General features: G+C 61.7%; 11 protein-coding genes. 1 reads left to right on the plus strand and 10 read right to left on the minus strand.

Features of this window, described 5'->3' with window-relative positions:
• Positions 1-80: 80 nt before the first annotated feature.
• The 10 genes from AC1D2P_RS19350 to AC1D2P_RS19395 all read right to left on the minus strand — a co-directional run bounded on the left by AC1D2P_RS19350 (position 81) and on the right by AC1D2P_RS19395 (position 13300).
• Positions 81-677, minus strand: coding sequence for a glutathione S-transferase (locus AC1D2P_RS19350; RefSeq protein WP_046032145.1), 597 nt, complete (start codon positions 675-677; stop codon positions 81-83).
• Complete coding sequence (locus AC1D2P_RS19355) at positions 674-4315, minus strand: AAA family ATPase (RefSeq protein WP_477758300.1); 3642 nt, start codon at positions 4313-4315, stop codon at positions 674-676. Before AC1D2P_RS19355 ends, AC1D2P_RS19350 begins: the two co-directional genes overlap by 4 nt.
• Positions 4312-5556 carry an exonuclease SbcCD subunit D C-terminal domain-containing protein gene (locus tag AC1D2P_RS19360; RefSeq protein ID WP_477758301.1) on the minus strand — a complete coding sequence of 415 codons (1245 nt, stop codon included), beginning with the start codon at positions 5554-5556 and terminating at the stop codon, positions 4312-4314. The genes AC1D2P_RS19355 and AC1D2P_RS19360 overlap by 4 nt, the downstream gene beginning before the upstream one ends.
• A 256-nt stretch (positions 5557-5812) precedes the next feature.
• A complete protein-coding gene (locus AC1D2P_RS19365) occupies positions 5813-7453 on the minus strand; it encodes a BatD family protein (protein WP_477758302.1) in 1641 nt (546 codons plus the stop codon).
• The gene (locus tag AC1D2P_RS19370) at positions 7450-9186 is read right to left on the minus strand and encodes a tetratricopeptide repeat protein (protein ID WP_046032149.1); all 1737 of its coding nucleotides are present in this window, start codon (positions 9184-9186) and stop codon (positions 7450-7452) included. Before AC1D2P_RS19370 ends, AC1D2P_RS19365 begins: the two co-directional genes overlap by 4 nt.
• Positions 9183-10262, minus strand: coding sequence for a vWA domain-containing protein (locus AC1D2P_RS19375; RefSeq protein WP_477758303.1), 1080 nt, complete (start codon positions 10260-10262; stop codon positions 9183-9185). The genes AC1D2P_RS19370 and AC1D2P_RS19375 overlap by 4 nt, the downstream gene beginning before the upstream one ends.
• Positions 10255-10749 carry a DUF4381 domain-containing protein gene (locus AC1D2P_RS19380; protein WP_460163958.1) on the minus strand — a complete coding sequence of 165 codons (495 nt, stop codon included), beginning with the start codon at positions 10747-10749 and terminating at the stop codon, positions 10255-10257. The genes AC1D2P_RS19375 and AC1D2P_RS19380 overlap by 8 nt, the downstream gene beginning before the upstream one ends.
• On the minus strand, positions 10746-11690 hold the full coding sequence (locus tag AC1D2P_RS19385; protein ID WP_046032152.1) for a DUF58 domain-containing protein: 945 nt from the start codon (positions 11688-11690) through the stop codon (positions 10746-10748). The genes AC1D2P_RS19380 and AC1D2P_RS19385 overlap by 4 nt, the downstream gene beginning before the upstream one ends.
• Before the next feature lie 5 nt (positions 11691-11695).
• Positions 11696-12655 (minus strand): AAA family ATPase, encoded by a 960-nt coding sequence (locus AC1D2P_RS19390; protein ID WP_046032153.1) that lies wholly within the window; start codon positions 12653-12655, stop codon positions 11696-11698.
• A 291-nt stretch (positions 12656-12946) separates the two neighbouring features.
• On the minus strand, positions 12947-13300 hold the full coding sequence (locus AC1D2P_RS19395) for a hypothetical protein (RefSeq protein ID WP_109786523.1): 354 nt from the start codon (positions 13298-13300) through the stop codon (positions 12947-12949).
• A 503-nt stretch (positions 13301-13803) separates the two neighbouring features.
• On the opposite strand from AC1D2P_RS19395, the gene AC1D2P_RS19400 reads away from it, so the two are divergent.
• Positions 13804-18705 (plus strand): NAD-glutamate dehydrogenase, encoded by a 4902-nt coding sequence (locus AC1D2P_RS19400; RefSeq protein WP_477811548.1) that lies wholly within the window; start codon positions 13804-13806, stop codon positions 18703-18705.
• The last annotated feature ends 112 nt before the right edge of the window (positions 18706-18817 follow it).

Raw genomic sequence — 18817 nt, forward strand, 5'->3', positions numbered from 1 at the left:
CGGTTTGTCTGATACACCGCATGCGCTGATTTTACGACTGCTGCGCAGCCGGACGCAGGCTGCGCCAGCTGCTACAGGGGTTACTTGTGCATCACGCCGGTAAACAGGTCTGACTCCAGAAACCGCTGCAACCAGGCCTGCAGCCGCACGTATGGCGTCTGCGCGAACCACTCGCGATCGACGTGGGCGAATTGGCGCACGAACGGCATCAAGGCGACATCTGCCAGGCTTGGATGGTCCGCCAGCAAGTAATCGCGACCCTCCAGCAATGCGTCAAGCGTGCGCAAAAACGCCTCACCTTCGGCCCGATAAACCGCCATCGGTTGCTCGGGGTAGCGTTCGGCGTATTTGTAGCGATTCAGATGCACCTTGAACGCCTGATCGTTCGTCTCGATCAGGGCGGCGATGCGCGCTTGTCCGGCGGCATCCTCGTTGAGCAACCAGTCTTGCGGATCGTTCTGCGCCAACGCCCAATGCATGATCGCCAGGCTTTCATCGATGACCCGGCCATCCGCGTCCAGCACCGGCACCGTGCCTTTGCTCGACAGGGCGAGCATCTCGGCGGGTTTGGCCTTGAGGCTGACTTCGACAATGTTCACCGCGACCCCCGCGTAGCGCAGCGCCATGCGGGCGCGCATGGCGTAGGGGCAGCGGCGGAAGGAATACAGCGTATTCATTTCACCTCCAGGGTGCTCAAGCCATTGCCCTGGCGATGGACCTGAATCTGCACCGGAATCCGTTCGTGCATTTCCTGAACGTGGGAAATCACCGCCACCTTGCGGCCCTGGGCTTGCAAGCCGTCGAGCGCGTCCATGGCCAATTGCAGGGACTCCGGATCGAGGCTGCCGAAGCCTTCGTCGATGAACAGCGACTCGATTTTCAGCGTGCTCGACGCCATCGACGCCAGACCCAGGGCCAGCGCCAGCGACACCAGGAATGTCTCGCCGCCGGACAGCGAATGCACCGAGCGCAGTTCATCGCCCATCTCGGTGTCCATCACCAGCAACCCCAGCATGCTACCGCCGCGCTTCAACCGATAACGGCGCACCAGTTGGCGCAACTGCACGTTGGCGTGATGCACCAGCAGATCAAGGTTGTAGGCCTGGGCGATTTTGCGGAAGGTATCGCCGGTGGCCGAACCGATCAACGCATTCAGGCGTGCCCAGCGCTGGAACTCGGTGTAAGCATCGGCGATCTGCTGGGCCAGGGCCTGATTGGCGTTCTGCCGGCGCTGATCCTCGGCCTGTTCGGCGCGCAGTTCGGCGCAGCGGTGTTCGCTGGCGGCAAACAGGTTTTGCACGTCGGTGAGGGCCGTGGCCAATTGCTCGGCGTCGAGGTTGCCATTGTGTTGCGCCTGATGATTGAGCAGGCGCTGATCGCGCTCCTGCACGCGAACCTTGGCCTGCTCAATGGCTTTTTCACTGTGCTGCAAGTGTTCGCGCAGTTCACTGACCTGCTGATCGTCGACGCTCAGCAGGGTTTCCAGGCCGGCGTCGTCCAGTTCCGGGTGCTGGGCGCGCCAGTCGGCAATCTTGCCCGCCAACTCACGGTTTTCGGCTTCCAACGCCAGTGAGCGATCTTGCTGTGCCTTGAGCTCGGCGGCCAATTGCACCAGGCGCGTGAGCACACTTTGCAGTTCCTGAGAGGCCGAGGTTTGGGCATGACGGGCCTGTTCGACGGCCTTGTCCAATTGCTCCAGCCAGTGCTCGGCGCTGCGGTGCTCGCCCAACAATTGCGATAGTTTGTGCTGGCAAGCCTGTTGCTGCTCGGCGAGCGCGTTGAACTGCTGCTGAGTCGCGTCCAGTTGCTGGACGCGTGTCAGTTGGCGGTCCTGTTCTTTCTCCAGCGTCTGCTGGCGTTGCTGCTGCTCGCTCAGTTCGTCGCGCTGCTGGTCGAGTTGCTCCAGGCGTTGGGCGATCTGCCGGTCGAGTTGCATGAACGTCGCGGCTGGTTCGCTGCGCAAGGCTTGCAGGGTGTCTGCCGGCAGCAAGGTGCTAAACGCAGTCAGTTCCTCGTCCAGACGCTGGCGATCACTGCTCAACTCGCGTTGCTGGTTGACCAGGTGTTGAGTGGCCTGCTGGCTGGCCGACTCCGCGTTGCGCAGTTGCTGCTGTAGGCGCGCGGCGTCCTGTTGCAGGGTGAGCAGGGCGGTTTGGCGTTGTTCGTCTTGCGTGATGCTTTGGTTCAACTGGCTGTTTTGCTGGGCCAGCCATGCGTCACGCTTGACGGCGTCCTGGGCCAGCAGTTGGGCTGACAGCGGGTGCGCTTCGAGGCTTGGTGTCAGGCCCTGCTGTTGTGTCACGAGCTGTTCTTGCTGTTGCAGCAGCTCTTTTTGCTGAGCAATCAAACCACCCACTTCGCCGCGCAAGTCGGTGAGTTTTTCCTTCAACAGATCGACGGCTTTCTGCGCGTTGGCCTGTTCGCTTTCATCATGCCGACCGAGGCTTTGCAACAGCGCTTCGGGCTGATGATAAGGATGGTCAGCGCTGCCACACACCGGGCACGGTTGATCGTCCTGCAACTGCCCGCGCAACTCTTCGACACTGGCGCTGCGGGCCAGACGCTGACGCTCCAGCAGTTCGCGGGTGACGCTCAGGGTCTGTTCGGCGACCGCCAATTCATTCTTGGCCTTCACACCGTCCTGCGTCAGGCGATCACGCGCCTGCTGGGCCGTGAGTTGGCGCTGGTGCAGTTCGGCGCTGCGCTTGTCCAGGTCTTGCTGACTGGCCCACAGCCTTGTCAGCTCCTCGAACGCACGGAGTTGTTTGCGGTTGTCCTGCAACAGGGTGCCGAGCAACTGGATCTGTTCGGCCACCGCTTCAGGCTCGGCACCGGCTTCTTTGTAGAGCACTTCCAGCTGTTGCTTTTGCGCGGTCAATTCTTCGCTGGCGCGGGTGGCGTTGTGCTCCAGGGCGGTCAATTCCGCCTGGCCTTTGTTCAAGCGATTGCCGATCAACATCAGTTGTTGCAGGCGATCGCGGTAGGCATTCCACGCATCGCTCAACGGCGCCAGGTGAACGCTCTGTTCCAGCTCTCCGGCCATCCGTTGCAGGCGCGCGGCCACTTGCTGCTGTTGCTCAAGCAGGCCTTGAATGGTGCTCTGCCCTTGAACGCAGGCCTGTTCGGCGTGTTGCTTGAGGTCGGCGCTGGTGGCGGTTTCCTTGACCAGGCGGGCGAGGGTGCTCTGTTCTTCAAAGGCCTGTCGCAGCAACGGTGCATTGGCGGCGTGTTGGCTTTGCGCCTCGACCAGTGCAGCCTGCGCAGCGCTCAGACTGGCCTCGAGTTGTGCTTGCCGTTCGTTCAGCGCGGTTTGCTGCTCGATGTGCTGCTGGATCTGCGCTGCCAGCGGCGTGAGCTGCGTGGTGAGTTCGGTTGTTCGCGCAAATTGATGGCGTTGCGGGGCCAGTTGCTCCAGGCGCGTCAGCTTCAAGCGTTGGTCGGCAAGACCGTCCCAATGTTGCTGAGCACCGGTCAGTTGCTCGGCGGCGCTCTGCTGTTGGTCCTGTAGTTGACGCAACTCCTTGAGCCAGGTGTGCTGCAACTCAAGTTGTTTGAGCTGCGCCTGTTGAGTCTTCAGCTGTTGCTGCGCCTCATTAAAGCGCTCATCCAGCTCGACCCGCGCTTCGGGCGACAGTGGCGTCACGCCCGTGGCCTGATCCTGCAACAGCTTGTGGGCTTCGCGTGCTTCTTTGGTCTTGTCGAACGCGCGGCGCCCGAGTTGGGTGTAGAGCGCGGTGTCGGTGAGCTTTTCCAGCAGTTCGCTGCGTTCGTTGTCATTGGCCTTGAGGAACGCACTGAATTCACTCTGGGCGAGCAACACGGCGCGGGTGAACTGCTCGAAGTTCAGGCCCAGTACGGCTTCGAGTTGGGTTTTGAACTCGACTTTCTGGCTCGCCAGCAGTTGATCCTGATCGATGTCGCGCAAACTCTGACGACTGGCTTGCAGCTTGCCACCGGCCTTTTCCCGTGCGCGATTGGCTTCCCAGCGCGCACGGTAGCGGCGGCCATCGATGCCGACGAAATCAACTTCGGCATAGCCTTCACCCGTGCCGCGACGCAGCAGCGTGCGCGGGTCGCCGGTGCTGATTTCACCGTCGGCATCCGGCGCTTTAGCGGACACTTGAGCATTGCTCAGGCGCGGCACGGCGCCAAACAGCGCCAGGCACAAGGCATCAAGCAGTGTGCTTTTGCCGGCACCGGTCGGCCCCGTAATCGCGAACAGACCGGCACTGGCCAATGGCTCAGCGGTGAAATCAATTTCAAACGGCCCGGCCAGGGAGGCGAGGTTTTTCAGGCGGATCGCGAGGATTTTCATGGCTGTTCGCTCTCCATCTGCACGTCTTGCAACAACTCGGCAAAGTCCTTCAGCGTTTGCTCATCGACCTCGCTGCCATAGCTGTCCTGCCACGCGCGGCTGAACAGCTCCTGCGGCGTGAGTTGATCGAGTTCGACCAGGGTGGTGCTGTCATCGACGCCATCGCGGCTGCCGTTTCCGGCGTATTCGGCGGCGATGCGCACCAGGCGCACGGCTTTGCCTTGCAGGGCAGTTTCAACCTGGTGGCGCAAGTCGGGTTGCGGTTCATCGAGACGCACCCGCACTTCCAGCCACGGCTGGCGCTGGATGTCGGCCAGCAGATCGATATTCGGCAGGTCGGCCAGTTGCAGGAGGATGTCCGCCAACGGCGCCGGGCCGATGCGTTGCAGGTTGATGGCGCGGGGAATCAGCTTCGGTTCGACGCTGATCAGGGTTTCGCCGTCGAGCGTGATGTCGAGGATTTGATGCTGATAGCCGATCTCGGAGAACGACAGCGGAATGGGCGAGCCGCTGTAGCGGATGCGCTCTTCGCCATTGACCTTCTGCGGCTTGTGCAGATGGCCAAGGGCAACGTAACTGATGCTCGGCCCGAACAGACTGGCGGGCAGGGCTTCGGCGTTGCCGATGATCAGGCTGCGCTCGGAGTCTTCCGAGACCGAACCGCCTGCCATGTGCGCATGGCTGATGGCGATCAGCGCCTGGCCCGGCTTGCGCTTGGCGTTGGCCGCTTCGATCAGCCATTCATGCACCTGGCCAATCCCGCGCAAGTAGTTGTCGCCCAGCTGTGCGCCGGTAACTTCGGCGGGGCGCAGAAACGGCAGCGCCAGGCACCAACCGGCAATTTCGCCAGAGGCGTCGGGCAGCGGCAGCAGCAGGCGTTCAGCGTCCAGTTGGCCGTCATCGAGCCACAGCACACGACCGAGGGCGTGAGTGCGCAAGCGCCGCATCAACGGCGCGGGCAGTTCGATCCGCGAGCCGGAATCGTGGTTGCCAGCGATCATCACGATGGTCAGCAAAGGTTGCTGCTCATGGGCGCTGACGATGAAATCGTAGAGGCGCTCCTGGGCTTTGACCGGCGGGTTGACGGTGTCAAAGATATCGCCGGCGATCAGCAGCACATCGGGCTGGTCCAGCTTCAGCTGGCGCAACAGCCATTCGAGGAAACAGGCGTGCTCAAAGTCGCGCTCCTGGCCGTGCAGGTTCTGCCCAAGGTGCCAGTCGGAGGTGTGAAACAGACGCAAGGCGTACTCCGTAGGAAATAAGGTGATGGCCGCGTGGGAAATGATGGCGGCTAAAGGGGAGGGAGTTTACTGGCAAACACAGCCGATGTGGCCAGCAACACGAAAACCCTGTAGCAGCTGGCGAAGCCGGCGTCCGAGTGCGCAGCAGTCGTAAATCCTGCAACGCGGATTGTCTGGCAAACCGCGTATGCAGACATTGCGACTGCTGCGCAGCCGGACGCAGCCTCGCGGGCTCGGCCGCTGCTACAGAGGGTGATTATTTGGGGTAAAGCGGCGGCAACCCACTATCGCCCACCGGGTCGTGAACCCGTTCGGCAATCGGGATGGCCTTGATCGCGCGCCACAGTTCTTCGCCTTGCCAGTATTGGCCGGTTTCGCTGTAGAGCGCGCCGTTCAGGCCGTCGAGGGCATCGGACAGCGGCACGAAACGGGCGGCCATGTCGGCCAGGGTTTCCGGTTGTTGCCGGGCCCAGGCGTCGAGCGCCTGGCGGGTGGCGTGTGAGTCGTTGGCCTGGCAGGCGCGCTTGAGTTCGTCGAGGACGGTGCGCGGGCTCGGGCCGGTTTGTGTGGCGCGCAGGATCGCCGGTTGCCAGCGGGCACGCCACCAGAGGCCGAAGCCGAGCAGGGTGGTGAAGGCCAGGATCAGCGTGCTGAGTTTCCAGCGCCACAGGGTTTCGTTGTCGGCAGCGGAGCTGACTTGAGGCGTCCCGGCCGGCGCGTCGACCAGCATGCTTGGGTTGTTGGCGACTTGCAGGGTGCGCGCCGGCAGGCTGCTGTGTTCCAGATGATCTTCGAAGGTGTTCCACCAGACCACGTCCACCGTCGGCAGCTCGATTGCGCCGCTGCGGGCCGGAACCAGGGCTTCACGGTCTTCGCGAATGCCGATCAGGCCGCGCTCACTGTTCTCGTTGCTCAGCATCGGTTGATCGGGATAACGCCGCAAGCCGCTGACATCAGTGGCGGGCAAGGGCGGCAATTGCGAGCTGGCCTGGCCTTCTACCTTCAAGGTCAGGCTGCGGGTGAACGAATCGCCCACCTGTGCATGGTCCGGTTGCGGGTTCCAGCTTTCGCCCAGGCTCACGCTGCGGGCCGGCAACCAGGGCAGGTCCGCGGGGTAAGTGATGGGTTTGGCCTTGACCGTCAGTAACGTTTGCGTGGAGCTGACACGCATCAGTTTCCCGGTTTTCGGCCCCTGTGCAGCGGCGTCCTGAGCGGGTTGAGTGTCGACCAGCGTGGCGCTGAATATCTGCGTTGGAATGGTCAGTTCGCCGCTGTGTTGCGGGTAGATCGCGTAGCGCATTTCGATCACGCCATGGCGCAGCCCGTTGATGACTTTTTCATAGGTGCGTGACTCGCCCAGTTGTTCGATACGCGCGTCGGGCACCTGCAACGGGGTCAGGCTGCTGTCGTCGTACAGCGACACCGAATGGTAGATGCGCAAGGTCAGGATCGCCTGCGCCTGTACGTACACACTGGTCTGGTCGAGGCTGACATCGATAAACACCGGCGCCAGTTTGCTCGCGGTGTCCTGGTTTTCGCTCTCGACCACTTGCACCGTAATGGGCTGGCTCTGCACCTCGCCCAGTTGCAAGGGTGGAATCGTCACGCTGCCGTTTTCCTTGGGCAGCAACGTGATAATCCAGCGCGTGGTCGCGCGGTTGTCGCCACTGAGGGTGTTCAACTGGTTGACCTGGCGGGTGTCGCGTACTTCGAACAGGGGTTCGAGCGGGGTCAGGTCCGGCTTGCCGAACTGTGTCACGTCGCTGGATTCCAGGGTCAGTTCGACCGTCTCGCCGGAGTTCAGGCGACTGCGATCGACACTGGCGACGAGCCCCGACGCCTGGGCCTGAAAGGTGCAGCACAACAAGGCAAGCATGAAGAGGGTGAAGCGGGTCATCGAGTTTTTCCCTGATCCTGATGTTGTTGCTGTTCGTACCAGAATTTGCGCCTGAGCAATTCACCCGGATCATCCGGGATCTTGCGTAACCATTGCTCCAGCGCCTGAAGCTGCTCGCCCTGGAGCGTGTCGCTGGTCGGGCGCGGTGGCGGTTTGGTGCTTTGCTCGTCGGCCAACTCGCTGCCCGGGACTTCATTGCCGCCGGGTTTCGGCGGCGTGGTGGTCTGTTGTTCGGTCTCCGCGGTGGCCGGTTGTGCGTCAGTTTGCGGTTCACCATTGCTCGTCGGTTGCGTGGCGGCGCCTGGCTGCTCCTGCTCGGCGTTTTGCGCCTCGCTGTCGTCGCTGGTTTCCGGCTCCACGGGCGCTGGGGTGTTTTTCTGCTTCAGCAGACTTTCCACCAACGCCTTGTTGGTCAAGGCCGGACGCAAATCCGGTTGAAGTTCCAGCGCCTGTTCGTAGGCATCCAGCGCGGCTTCCAGCTCACCGCTTTTGGCCAGGGCGTTGCCACGATTGTAGTGGGCATGGGCATCATTGCCTTGGGCGAACCGCTGGGCGGCGCCACTGTAGTCGCCGGCTTCATACAGCGCCACACCTTGCCACTGCGGGTCCTGAAAATACTGTGCCGCCCTGGCCGGGTGGTCTTGGTTGAGCAGGTGCAGACCCCGTTGATCCGGGCGCAACCACAAGTCCTGGAAGTCGAAGGCATAACTCGGTTGCGGCAGCATCAACAGCAATGGCAGGCAGAACAGCCAGCCGCGCCGTCCGGCACAGGCCGCCAACAGCAACAGTGGTAGCAACAGCCAGTAACCCTGGTCGGCCCAAGTGTCCAGTCGCAGCGTTTGCCCGTCGTTGCGCAGCGCACGCGGGCCATCGAGCAGGCCCAGTGCGCGCAGGTCTGAATCATCCAGACGCGCCTGGCGATACTCTCCGCCGAGATCGCTGGCAAAGGCTTTCAGGTTGGGGGTGTCCAGGCGTGGCACCAGAATCGCGCCGTCACTGTCCTTGAGGAAGCTGCCGTCCTCCTGAGCGACTGGTGCACCTTCGGCGGTGCCAATGCCCAGCATCAAAAACTGCGTCGAGTGCCCCGCCAGTGCCTGACGAATACCTTGGCGTTCCTGTTCGGTCAGGGTCGAGCCGATCAGCAAAATCCGCCCGTCGCCCAAGGCGCCCTGGCTCAGCAGGGCAAGGGCCTTGTTCACCGCGAGATCGGCGCGATGGCCGGCTTCGGGCATCAGTGAAGGTTTCAGCGCGTCCAGCAGGTTGCGGCTGGTCGACAGGTCATCCGACAACGGCACCAACGTGTGGGCGCTGCCGGCGTAGACGACGATGGCGGTCTGGGCGTCGCTGCGCACTTGCAGCAGGTCGAGCAGCTTGCGTCGTGCCTGTTCAAGCCGGTTCGGCGCCACGTCGGTGGCGAGCATTTCCGGGGTCAGTTCAAGCACCACCACCAGCGGGTCGGCAGGTTTCTGACTGGCTTGTTCGACCCGTTGCCAGCTCGGCCCCAGCAGTGCCAGTACGGTCAACATCCAGGCCAGTCCGAGGACCACCCATGGCAGTTTGCTGTCGCGTCCGTTGCCGCCACTGAGCAGGGCGGCATGGAAGGCCGGCGGCAGAATCATCTGCCAGCGCCCGGCACGTTTTTGCCGGTGCCAGAGTTGCCACAGCAACCAGCCCAGTATCGGCAACAGCAACAGCCACCATGGGCGGAACCAGAAAGGCCAGAGCGCGCTCATCGGCGTCTCCGCGAGCGCAGGCGTTTGAGACGCTGACGCCAGTCAGGCAGTGGCGAGTGCAAGAACAGATCCTTGGTAAACAAGCGTAGAAACGGGTTATCCGGCCAGCGTTCGCGCACCACCAACAGCATGCTCAACAGCAACGCCATCGTCAGCGGCCAGTGATACAACGCCTGCGCCGGACGGGCCTGGGTGGGTTGTTGCGTCACCGGTTCGAGTTTGTCCAGGGTGTCCTTGATGGCTTGCAGTTCGTTGCCGTCATGGGCACGGAAGTATTGGCCGCCGGTGGCTTGGGCGATGGCTTGCAGGGCCGGTTCGTCGAGGTCCAGGCTCGGGTTGATGCCCAGAAAGCCCAGCGTGCCGCTTTCTTCCGGGTTGGCACCAATGCCGATCGGGTAGATTTTTACCCCTTCGTTTGCCGCCAGCCGCGCTGCGGTCAACGGGTCGATTTCGCCTCCGTTGTTGGCGCCGTCGGTGACCAGAATCAGCACACGGCTCTGTGCCGGACGTGTGCGCAGGCGTTTAAGGGCCAGGCCAATGGCGTCGCCGATGGCGGTGTTCTTGCCAGCGATGCCGATGCGCGCTTCGTCGAGCCAGACCCGCACGGTGTGCCGGTCGAAGGTCAGCGGGGCTTGCAGGTAGGCCTGGCTGCCAAACAGAATCAGTCCGACCCGATCGCCATCGCGGCTTTCCAGGAAATCACCGAGTAAATGTTGCACGAGGCTCAAACGGCTGACGTCTTCCTCCTGCCACTGCATGTCGGGGAAATCCATCGAGCCGGACACGTCCACCGCCACCAGCAAGTCGCGGCCACTGGCCGCAATCGGCAGCGGTTCGCCGAGCCATTGCGGGCGCGCGGCGGCGATCAGCAGCAACAACCACAGCAGCATGAACGGTGCCTGTTGACGCCAGGCCGGCAGATTCGCCCGGGCGCGGCGTCGAGTGAGGCCTTCGAGGTCGCTGAGGAAACTGACTTTAAGTGCCGGCTCGCCGCTGTCGGCGACCGGCAGCAACACGCGCATCAGCCAAGGCAGGGGCAGCAAGGCAAAAATCCACGGCCAGGCGAACTCAAACATGCTTGCGAATCCAGGTGTCGACGGCTTGGGTCAGGCCGGCGATGGCCTTGTCGTCGAGTTTGCATTCGGGTTTGTAGGCACCTTCGACCAGGACCATCCAGCGCGTCAGGCCGGCAGCCGGGCAGCGGTTGTCGAGAAACGCCAGCCATTTGCGCCCGTTGAGGGTGTGGCTCTGGCTGTAGGGGTAATGGTTGCGGCACAGGCGCTTGAGCAAGCCATTGAGTTGCTGTAGCCAGGCACCGGCCGGCGCACCGTCGTAGGGTTTGGGCATCAGTGCCAGTTCGGCCAGCGCAGCGACACGCACCGGGTCCAGTGGCTGTTCGGCGCGAACGACGGGCTGTTTGCGCGCAAACACGTGTCGCAACCGCCACAGGCCAACGCCGATCAGTGGCAGCAATAAAAGTAATAACCACCAGCCCGGCGCGGGTGGCCAGAACTCGATGGGTGGCGGGGTAATCAGCGGTTGCAGTTGATCGAGACTGCTCATCGACCTTTCCCCGGTTTTTGTGGGTTCAGGTATTCGCGCAGTTGCTCGACCATCTCGGTCTGGGTGCTTAAGGGCATCAACAAGACGCGCAGTTTTTGTGCAAGCAGTTCCCAGCGAGCGATGCGCGCTTCGGCTTGTGCGCGATAGGTCTGGCGCAGGTCGTAATTGAGCGTGTCGAGCTCCAGTTGCGCGCCACGTTCGGCAAAACGCAGCAAGCCTGCGGCAGGCAGGGCATGGTCCAGTGGATCGGACAAAGGCAGGAGCAACAGGTCGCAATGGCGCGACAGCAGGCTCAGTTGTTGTTCCGAGCCTTCGGTCAGGGCGCGCTCGTCGCAGATGACGATAACCAGACTGCCGGGGCGCAACACTTCCCGCGCCCGACGCAGTGCCATGTTCAAAGAATCACGGTTCTGCTCGGTTTCGGCGTGCAGCGATTGATTGACCCGCACCAGCCGGTTGAGCAATTGCAGCAGGCTTTGTTTGCTGCGCCGGGGTTTGATTTCGTAGTGCTCGTTGTCGCCGAACACCAGTCCGCCCACCCGGTCGTTATGGCCCAGTGCGGCCCACCCGATCAGGCTGGCGGCCTGGGCGGCAAGGACCGATTTGAACATCAGGCCCGAGCTGAAGAACAGCCGGCAGCTTTGCTCGACCATGATAAAAATCGGCCGTTCGCGTTCTTCATGGAACAGCTTGGTGTGGGGCTCCTGGGTGCGTGCCGTCACGCGCCAGTCAATGGTGCGCACATCGTCGCCGGCCTGATAAACCCGCACCTGGTCGAAATCCACACCGCGTCCACGAAACTTGGAGTGGTGCAGGCCGATCAGCGGGCTGCGTTGGCTCGGCGTGGAAAACAACTGCACTTCACGCACGCGATGGCGCATCTCGATCAGCTCGGCGAGGCTGACGCGGATGCCCGGCTCGGGCGGCGCAAGGGCGTTCATCGGGGTCAAGCGACAGCTACGACGTCGAGAATCCGCTGGACCACCCGGTCCTGGTCGATGCCAGCAGCTTCGGCTTCAAAGGACAGGATGATGCGATGGCGCAACACGTCAAACAGCACGGCCTGGATGTCTTCAGGGCTGACGAAGTCGCGCCCGGCCAGCCACGCGTGAGCCCGTGCGCAACGGTCCAGCGCGATAGATCCACGAGGGCTGGCGCCGTAGGCGATCCAGTCGGCCATCTCCGGGTCGAACTTGCCAGGGTTGCGCGTGGCCATGACCAGTTGCACCAGGTATTCCTCCACGGCGTCGGCCATGTACAAACCGAGGATTTCCTTGCGCGCGGCGAAGATCGCCTGCTGGCTGACCCGGCGCTCCGGTTTGGTTTCGCCGTTCAGGGCTTCACCACGGGCCTGCTGCAGGATCTTGCGTTCCACCGTTGCGTCCGGGAAACCGATTTTTACGTGCATCAGGAAGCGGTCGAGCTGGGCTTCGGGCAGCGGGTAGGTGCCTTCCTGCTCAATCGGGTTTTGCGTCGCCATCACCAGAAACAGCGGCGAGAGCTCATACGTGCTGCGCCCGACACTGACCTGACGTTCGGCCATGGCTTCGAGCAGCGCCGATTGAACCTTGGCCGGGGCGCGGTTGATTTCGTCCGCCAGTACCAGGTTGTGGAAGATCGGGCCTTGCTGAAACACAAAGCTGCCGGTTTCCGGGCGATAGATTTCCGTGCCGGTAATGTCGGCAGGCAACAAGTCAGGGGTGAACTGGATGCGGTGGAACTGGGCTTCGATACCTTCGGCAAGCTCTTTGATGGCCTTGGTCTTGGCCAGGCCCGGGGCGCCCTCGACCAGCATGTGGCCGTCGGCAAGCAAAGCGATGAGCAAGCGCTCGATGAGTTTTTCCTGGCCGAGAATCTGCGTTGAAAGAAAGGTTCGCAGCGCGAGCAGCGCTTCACGATGTTCCATCGATGACTGTTCCTGGAAAGGGTGACCGAAGACGTTCGAATAACGCCAGGGCTGGGGGCGTTACTTTAATCCATCGCGGGGGGCGGCGACTAACGGCATTTTGTGCAAAGTGCGGGAAATGATTGGCGAAGGGTTGGAAGTTTTCAGGCTCGCAGGCTGGTGGCGTTCTTTCGGACGCTATCGCGGGCAAGCCCGGCGCCCACAAGTATCGGCGGTGCGCTTGCGATGCTTGCAACACCTCCGAACCTGTGGGAGCCGGGCTTGCCCGCGATGAGGCCCGCTCAGGCGCTATCAAAGCTCGCTTATATAAGTACCAGTCCCGTCAAGAATGTTACGTAGTGTTTCTTCTACTTCAGCCAGATCACTGGCATCGGTGTTGTGAATGATTTCCAGCGAGTCATCCCCATTCAGCGCATCCGCATCCGCCGCCGCGATTTCGATCAGCAGGCGGGTAGGGCTCAGAGTGACTTTGACCCCGTCCAGCGTCGAAGGCTCGCCATCGAGAGTAATTTCCAGTTCGTCTTCATCCGGGTAGCGGGTCATCAGGAACATATCGCCCTGAGTGCTGTGGCAGGCGAGCATGGCCATGTTGTCTTCCTCGTCATCGCAAGGGTTCACAATCAAGAGGTCGGTGGTCATTTGCATGGGCAATTCCTGGCTCGGCGAGCATGGTGAAGACGAACAAAGCGCAATTGTGCCAGTGGAAGGGAATTTCTGCTCGGTCGAGTGTCAGAGGAGGGGCGTGGACACTTGAAGTGTTGCTGGTCATTTCTGGTACGCGAGTGCCGTAAAACCGGGGATAAAACGCCCGTTTTCGGCCACGGCTGCTAGTGTTGTTCGAGGCGTGGGCCATTAGCTGCGTACCGATGACCGAATATGTCGCAGCACCGCAAGCACGGGCCTTGCCGCACTCGTTAAGCTGCGCAACGGATGAGCACCTGTAAAGACATTGCGCTGCATGCAGTCCAGTCGTTTTTGCAGATGCCCATTCATGGAAGGTGAATGTGACCTGAGTGTCTCGTCCAGCTTCACCCACCTGTCGCCCTGTTTCCTCTGCCCGAGAATCAGGAACCGGGTGACGGACCACCCCGAAAGGGGTTTTGCACGCGACGCTTCCATCAATAACAAGCCCAAGCGGAGTACCACAGATGGCGTTCTTCACCGCAGCCAGCAAAGCCGACTTCCAGCACCAACTGCAAGCGGCACTGGCACAGCACATCAGTGAACAGGCACTGCCACAAGTGGCGCTGTTCGCCGAACAATTCTTTGGCATCATTTCCCTGGACGAGCTGACCCAGCGTCGGTTGTCCGACCTCGCCGGCTGCACCCTTTCTGCGTGGCGCCTGCTTGAGCGCTTCGATCACGCTCAACCGCAAGTGCGCGTCTACAACCCTGACTACGAGCGCCACGGCTGGCAGTCGACCCACACCGCGGTCGAAGTGCTGCACCACGACCTGCCATTCCTGGTGGACTCGGTGCGTACCGAGCTGAACCGTCGCGGCTACAGCATTCATACCCTGCAAACCACTGTGCTGAGCGTGCGTCGCGGCAGCAAGGGCGAATTGCTGGAAATCCTGCCCAAAGGCACCCAGGGCGAAGGCATTCTTCAAGAATCGCTGATGTACCTGGAAATCGACCGTTGCGCCAACACCGCCGAGCTCAATGTCCTGAGCAAAGAGCTGGAGCAGGTGCTAGGTGAAGTCCGCGTCGCGGTCGCCGATTTCGAGCCGATGAAAGCCAAGGTCCAGGAAATCCTGACCGGCCTGGACAACAGCCAGTTCGCTGTCGACCCGGAAGAAAAAGGCGAAATCAAAAGCTTCCTGGAATGGCTGGTGGGCAACCACTTCACGTTCCTGGGCTACGAAGAGTTCGTGGTGCGCGATGAAGCCGACGGCGGCCACATCGTCTACGACCAGGACTCCTTCCTGGGCTTGACCAAACTGCTGCGTACCGGCCTGACCTACGATGACCTGCGCATCGAAGACTACGCCGTGAACTACCTGCGCGAACCGACCCTGCTGTCCTTCGCCAAGGCCGCGCACCCAAGCCGTGTACACCGTCCGGCTTACCCGGATTACGTGTCGATCCGCGAAATCGACGCTGACGGCAATGTCATCAAGGAATGCCGTTTCATGGGCCTGTACACCTCCTCGGTGTATGGCGAGAGCGTGCGGGTCATTCCGTACATCCGTCGCAAGGTCGAGGAAATCGAACGCCGTTCCGGCTTCCAGGCCAAGGCCCACCTGGGCAAGGAATTGGCGCAGGTGGTCGAAGTACTGCCGCGCGATGACCTGTTCCAGACCCCGGTCGACGAACTGTTCAGCACCGTGATGTCGATCGTGCAGATCCAGGAACGCAACAAGATTCGCGTGTTCCTGCGCAAAGACCCGTACGGCCGTTTCTGCTACTGCCTGGCTTACGTGCCACGCGACATCTATTCCACCGAAGTGCGCCAGAAGATCCAGCAAGTGCTGATGGATCGCCTGAAAGCCTCGGACTGCGAATTCTGGACGTTCTTCTCCGAATCCGTGCTGGCTCGTGTACAGCTGATCCTGCGTGTCGACCCGAAAAACCGCATCGACATCGATCCGCTGTTGCTGGAAAAAGAAGTGGTGCAAGCCTGCCGCAGCTGGCAGGACGATTACTCGGCCCTGACCATCGAAAGCTTCGGCGAAGCCCACGGCACCAACGTGCTGGCCGACTTCCCGAAAGGCTTCCCGGCCGGTTATCGCGAGCGGTTTGCCGCTCACTCGGCTGTGGTCGACATGCAACACCTGCTGAGCCTGAGCGAAAAAAATCCACTGGTCATGAGCTTCTATCAGCCGCTGGGTCAGGTCTCCGGCCAGCGCATGCTGCATTGCAAGCTGTATCACGCCGATACGCCACTGGCGCTGTCCGACGTGCTGCCGATCCTGGAAAACCTCGGCCTGCGCGTGCTGGGTGAATTCCCGTATCGCCTGCGTCACACCAACGGTCGCGAGTTCTGGATTCACGACTTCGCGTTCACCGCTGCCGAAGGCCTGGAACTCGACATCCAGCAACTCAACGACACCTTGCAGGACGCGTTCGTCCACATCGTGCGTGGCGATGCCGAGAACGATGCGTTCAACCGTCTGGTACTGACCGCCGGCCTGCCGTGGCGCGATGTGGCGCTGCTGCGTGCTTACGCTCGCTACATGAAGCAGATCCGTCTGGGCTTCGACCTGGGCTACATCGCCAGCACCCTGAACAACCACACCGACATCGCTCGCGAGTTGACCCGGTTGTTCAAAACCCGTTTCTACCTGGCACGCAAGCTGTCCGGTGATGATCTGGAAGACAAGCAACAACGTCTGGAACACGCGATTCTGAGCGCACTGGACGACGTCCAGGTGCTGAACGAAGACCGCATCCTGCGTCGTTACCTGGACCTGGTCAAAGCCACTCTGCGCACCAACTTCTACCAGACTGACGCCAACGGCCATAACAAGTCGTACTTCAGCTTCAAGTTCAATCCGCACCAGATTCCAGAGCTGCCAAAGCCAGTACCGAAGTTCGAAATCTTCGTTTACTCGCCTCGCGTCGAAGGCGTGCACCTGCGCTTCGGCAACGTCGCTCGTGGTGGTCTGCGCTGGTCTGACCGTGAAGAAGACTTCCGCACCGAAGTCCTGGGCCTGGTAAAAGCCCAGCAAGTGAAGAACTCGGTCATCGTGCCGGTCGGCGCGAAGGGCGGCTTCCTGCCGCGTCGCCTGCCACTGGGCGGCAGCCGTGACGAGATCGCGGCCGAGGGTATCGCCTGCTACCGCATCTTCATTTCGGGTCTGTTGGACATCACCGACAATCTGAAGGACGGCGCGCTGGTTCCGCCGGCCAACGTCGTGCGTCATGACGACGATGACCCGTACCTGGTAGTCGCTGCGGACAAGGGCACTGCGACCTTCTCCGACATCGCCAACGGTATTGCCATCGACTACGGCTTCTGGCTCGGCGATGCATTCGCCTCGGGCGGCTCGGCCGGTTACGACCACAAGAAAATGGGCATCACCGCCAAGGGCGCGTGGGTTGGCGTGCAACGTCACTTCCGCGAACGCGGCATCAATGTTCAGAAAGACAGCATCACCGTGGTCGGTGTCGGCGACATGGCCGGTGACGTATTCGGTAACGGCCTGTTGATGTCCGAGACCCTGCAACTGGTGGCCGCATTCAACCACTTGCACATCTTCATCGACCCGAACCCGGAGCCTGCCAGCAGCTTCGCCGAGCGTCAGCGCCTGTTCGACCTGCCGCGTTCGGCCTGGTCGGATTACGACACCAGCATCATGTCCGAAGGCGGCGGGATCTTCTCCCGTAGCGCGAAGAGCATCGCGATCTCCCCGCAGATGCAAGAGCGTTTCGACATTCAGGCCGACAAGCTGACCCCGACCGAACTGCTCAATGCCTTGCTCAAGGCCCCGGTAGACCTGTTGTGGAACGGCGGCATCGGTACGTACGTCAAGGCCAGCAGCGAAAGCCACGCCGATGTCGGCGACAAGGCCAACGATGCACTGCGCGTGAACGGCAACGAACTGCGCTGCAAAGTTGTGGGCGAGGGCGGTAACCTGGGCATGACCCAACTGGGTCGTGTCGAGTTCGGCCTCAATGGCGGCGGTTCCAACACCGACTTCATCGACAACGCCGGTGGCGTGGATTGCTCCGACCACGAAGTGAACATCAAGATCCTGCTGAACGAAGTGGTTCAAGCCGGCGACATGACCGATAAGCAACGTAACCTGTTGCTGGCGAGCATGACCGACGAAGTCGGTGGCCTGGTGTTGGGCAACAACTACAAGCAGACTCAGGCTCTGTCCCTGGCGGCGCGTCGTGCCTTGCCGCGGATCGCTGAATACAAGCGTCTGATGAACGATCTGGAAGGTCGCGGCAAGCTGGATCGCGCCATCGAGTTCCTGCCGACTGAAGAGGCCATCAACGAGCGCGTTGCGGCAGGCCATGGCCTGACCCGTGCCGAGCTGTCGGTGCTGATTTCGTACAGCAAGATCGACCTCAAGGAGCAGCTGCTGGGCTCCCTGGTGCCGGATGACGACTACCTGACCCGCGACATGGAAACCGCTTTCCCGCCGACGCTGGTGAGCARGTTCTCCGAAGCCATGCGCCGTCACCGTCTGAAGCGCGAAATCGTCAGCACCCAGATCGCCAACGACCTGGTCAACCACATGGGCATCACCTTCGTTCAACGACTCAAAGAGTCGACCGGCATGAGCCCGGCGAACGTGGCCGGCGCCTACGTGATCGTGCGTGACATTTTCCACCTCCCGCACTGGTTCCGTCAGATCGAAGCCCTGGACTACCAGGTGTCGGCCGACGTTCAACTGGAGCTGATGGACGAGCTGATGCGTCTGGGCCGTCGCGCCACGCGCTGGTTCCTGCGCAGCCGTCGCAACGAGCAGAATGCCGCTCGTGACGTCGCGCACTTCGGTCCACATCTCGCAGCGCTGGGCCTCAAGCTCGACGAACTGCTGGAAGGCCCGACCCGCGAAGGCTGGCAGACCCGCTATCAGGCGTACGTCGCCGCTGGCGTTCCGGAGTTGTTGGCGCGCATGGTTGCAGGCACCACTCACCTGTACACCCTGTTGCCGATCATCGAAGCGTCGGATGTGACCGGTCAGAACGCAGCAGACGTGGCGAAGGCTTACTTCGCCGTCGGCAGCGCGCTGGACATCACCTGGTACCTGCAACAGATCAGCGCTCTGCCGGTTGAAAACAACTGGCAAGCCCTGGCCCGTGAAGCGTTCCGCGACGACGTCGACTGGCAGCAACGTGCGATCACCATCTCCGTCCTGCAACAGGGCGACGGCACTCAGGACGTGGAAACACGCCTGGCGCTGTGGATGGAAGCGCACGAAGGCATGATCGAACGCTGGCGCGCCATGCTGGTTGAAATTCGTGCCGCCAGCGGCACGGACTACGCCATGTATGCGGTGGCCAACCGTGAGTTGCTGGACCTGGCGTTGAGCGGGCAAGCGGTGGTGACTACCACTGCGGTTGCCAGCGAAGAGCTGGAACCGGCGGCCTGATCAGGCGCTGAATGAAAAAGCCCGCATGGAGACATGCGGGTTTTTTTTGCCTGATGGTTACAAGGTGTCAGTTCAGGCCTAATCGCGGGCAAGCCCGCTCCCACAATTACAA

It is taken from the genome of Pseudomonas sp. P1_F1_2, from assembly GCF_056405815.1.

Excerpts from the sequence above, each read along its gene's own strand:
- AC1D2P_RS19350 (WP_046032145.1), bottom strand. The coding sequence starts at position 677 with ATGAATACGCTGTATTCCTTCCGCCGCTGCCCCTACGCCATGCGCGCC.
- AC1D2P_RS19355 (WP_477758300.1), bottom strand. The coding sequence starts at position 4,315 with ATGAAAATCCTCGCGATCCGCCTGAAAAACCTCGCCTCCCTGGCCGGG.
- AC1D2P_RS19365 (WP_477758302.1), bottom strand. The coding sequence starts at position 7,453 with ATGACCCGCTTCACCCTCTTCATGCTTGCCTTGTTGTGCTGCACCTTT.
- AC1D2P_RS19370 (WP_046032149.1), bottom strand. The coding sequence starts at position 9,186 with ATGAGCGCGCTCTGGCCTTTCTGGTTCCGCCCATGGTGGCTGTTGCTG.
- AC1D2P_RS19375 (WP_477758303.1), bottom strand. The coding sequence starts at position 10,262 with ATGTTTGAGTTCGCCTGGCCGTGGATTTTTGCCTTGCTGCCCCTGCCT.
- AC1D2P_RS19380 (WP_460163958.1), bottom strand. The coding sequence starts at position 10,749 with ATGAGCAGTCTCGATCAACTGCAACCGCTGATTACCCCGCCACCCATC.
- AC1D2P_RS19385 (WP_046032152.1), bottom strand. The coding sequence starts at position 11,690 with ATGAACGCCCTTGCGCCGCCCGAGCCGGGCATCCGCGTCAGCCTCGCC.
- AC1D2P_RS19390 (WP_046032153.1), bottom strand. The coding sequence starts at position 12,655 with ATGGAACATCGTGAAGCGCTGCTCGCGCTGCGAACCTTTCTTTCAACG.
- AC1D2P_RS19395 (WP_109786523.1), bottom strand. The coding sequence starts at position 13,300 with ATGCAAATGACCACCGACCTCTTGATTGTGAACCCTTGCGATGACGAG.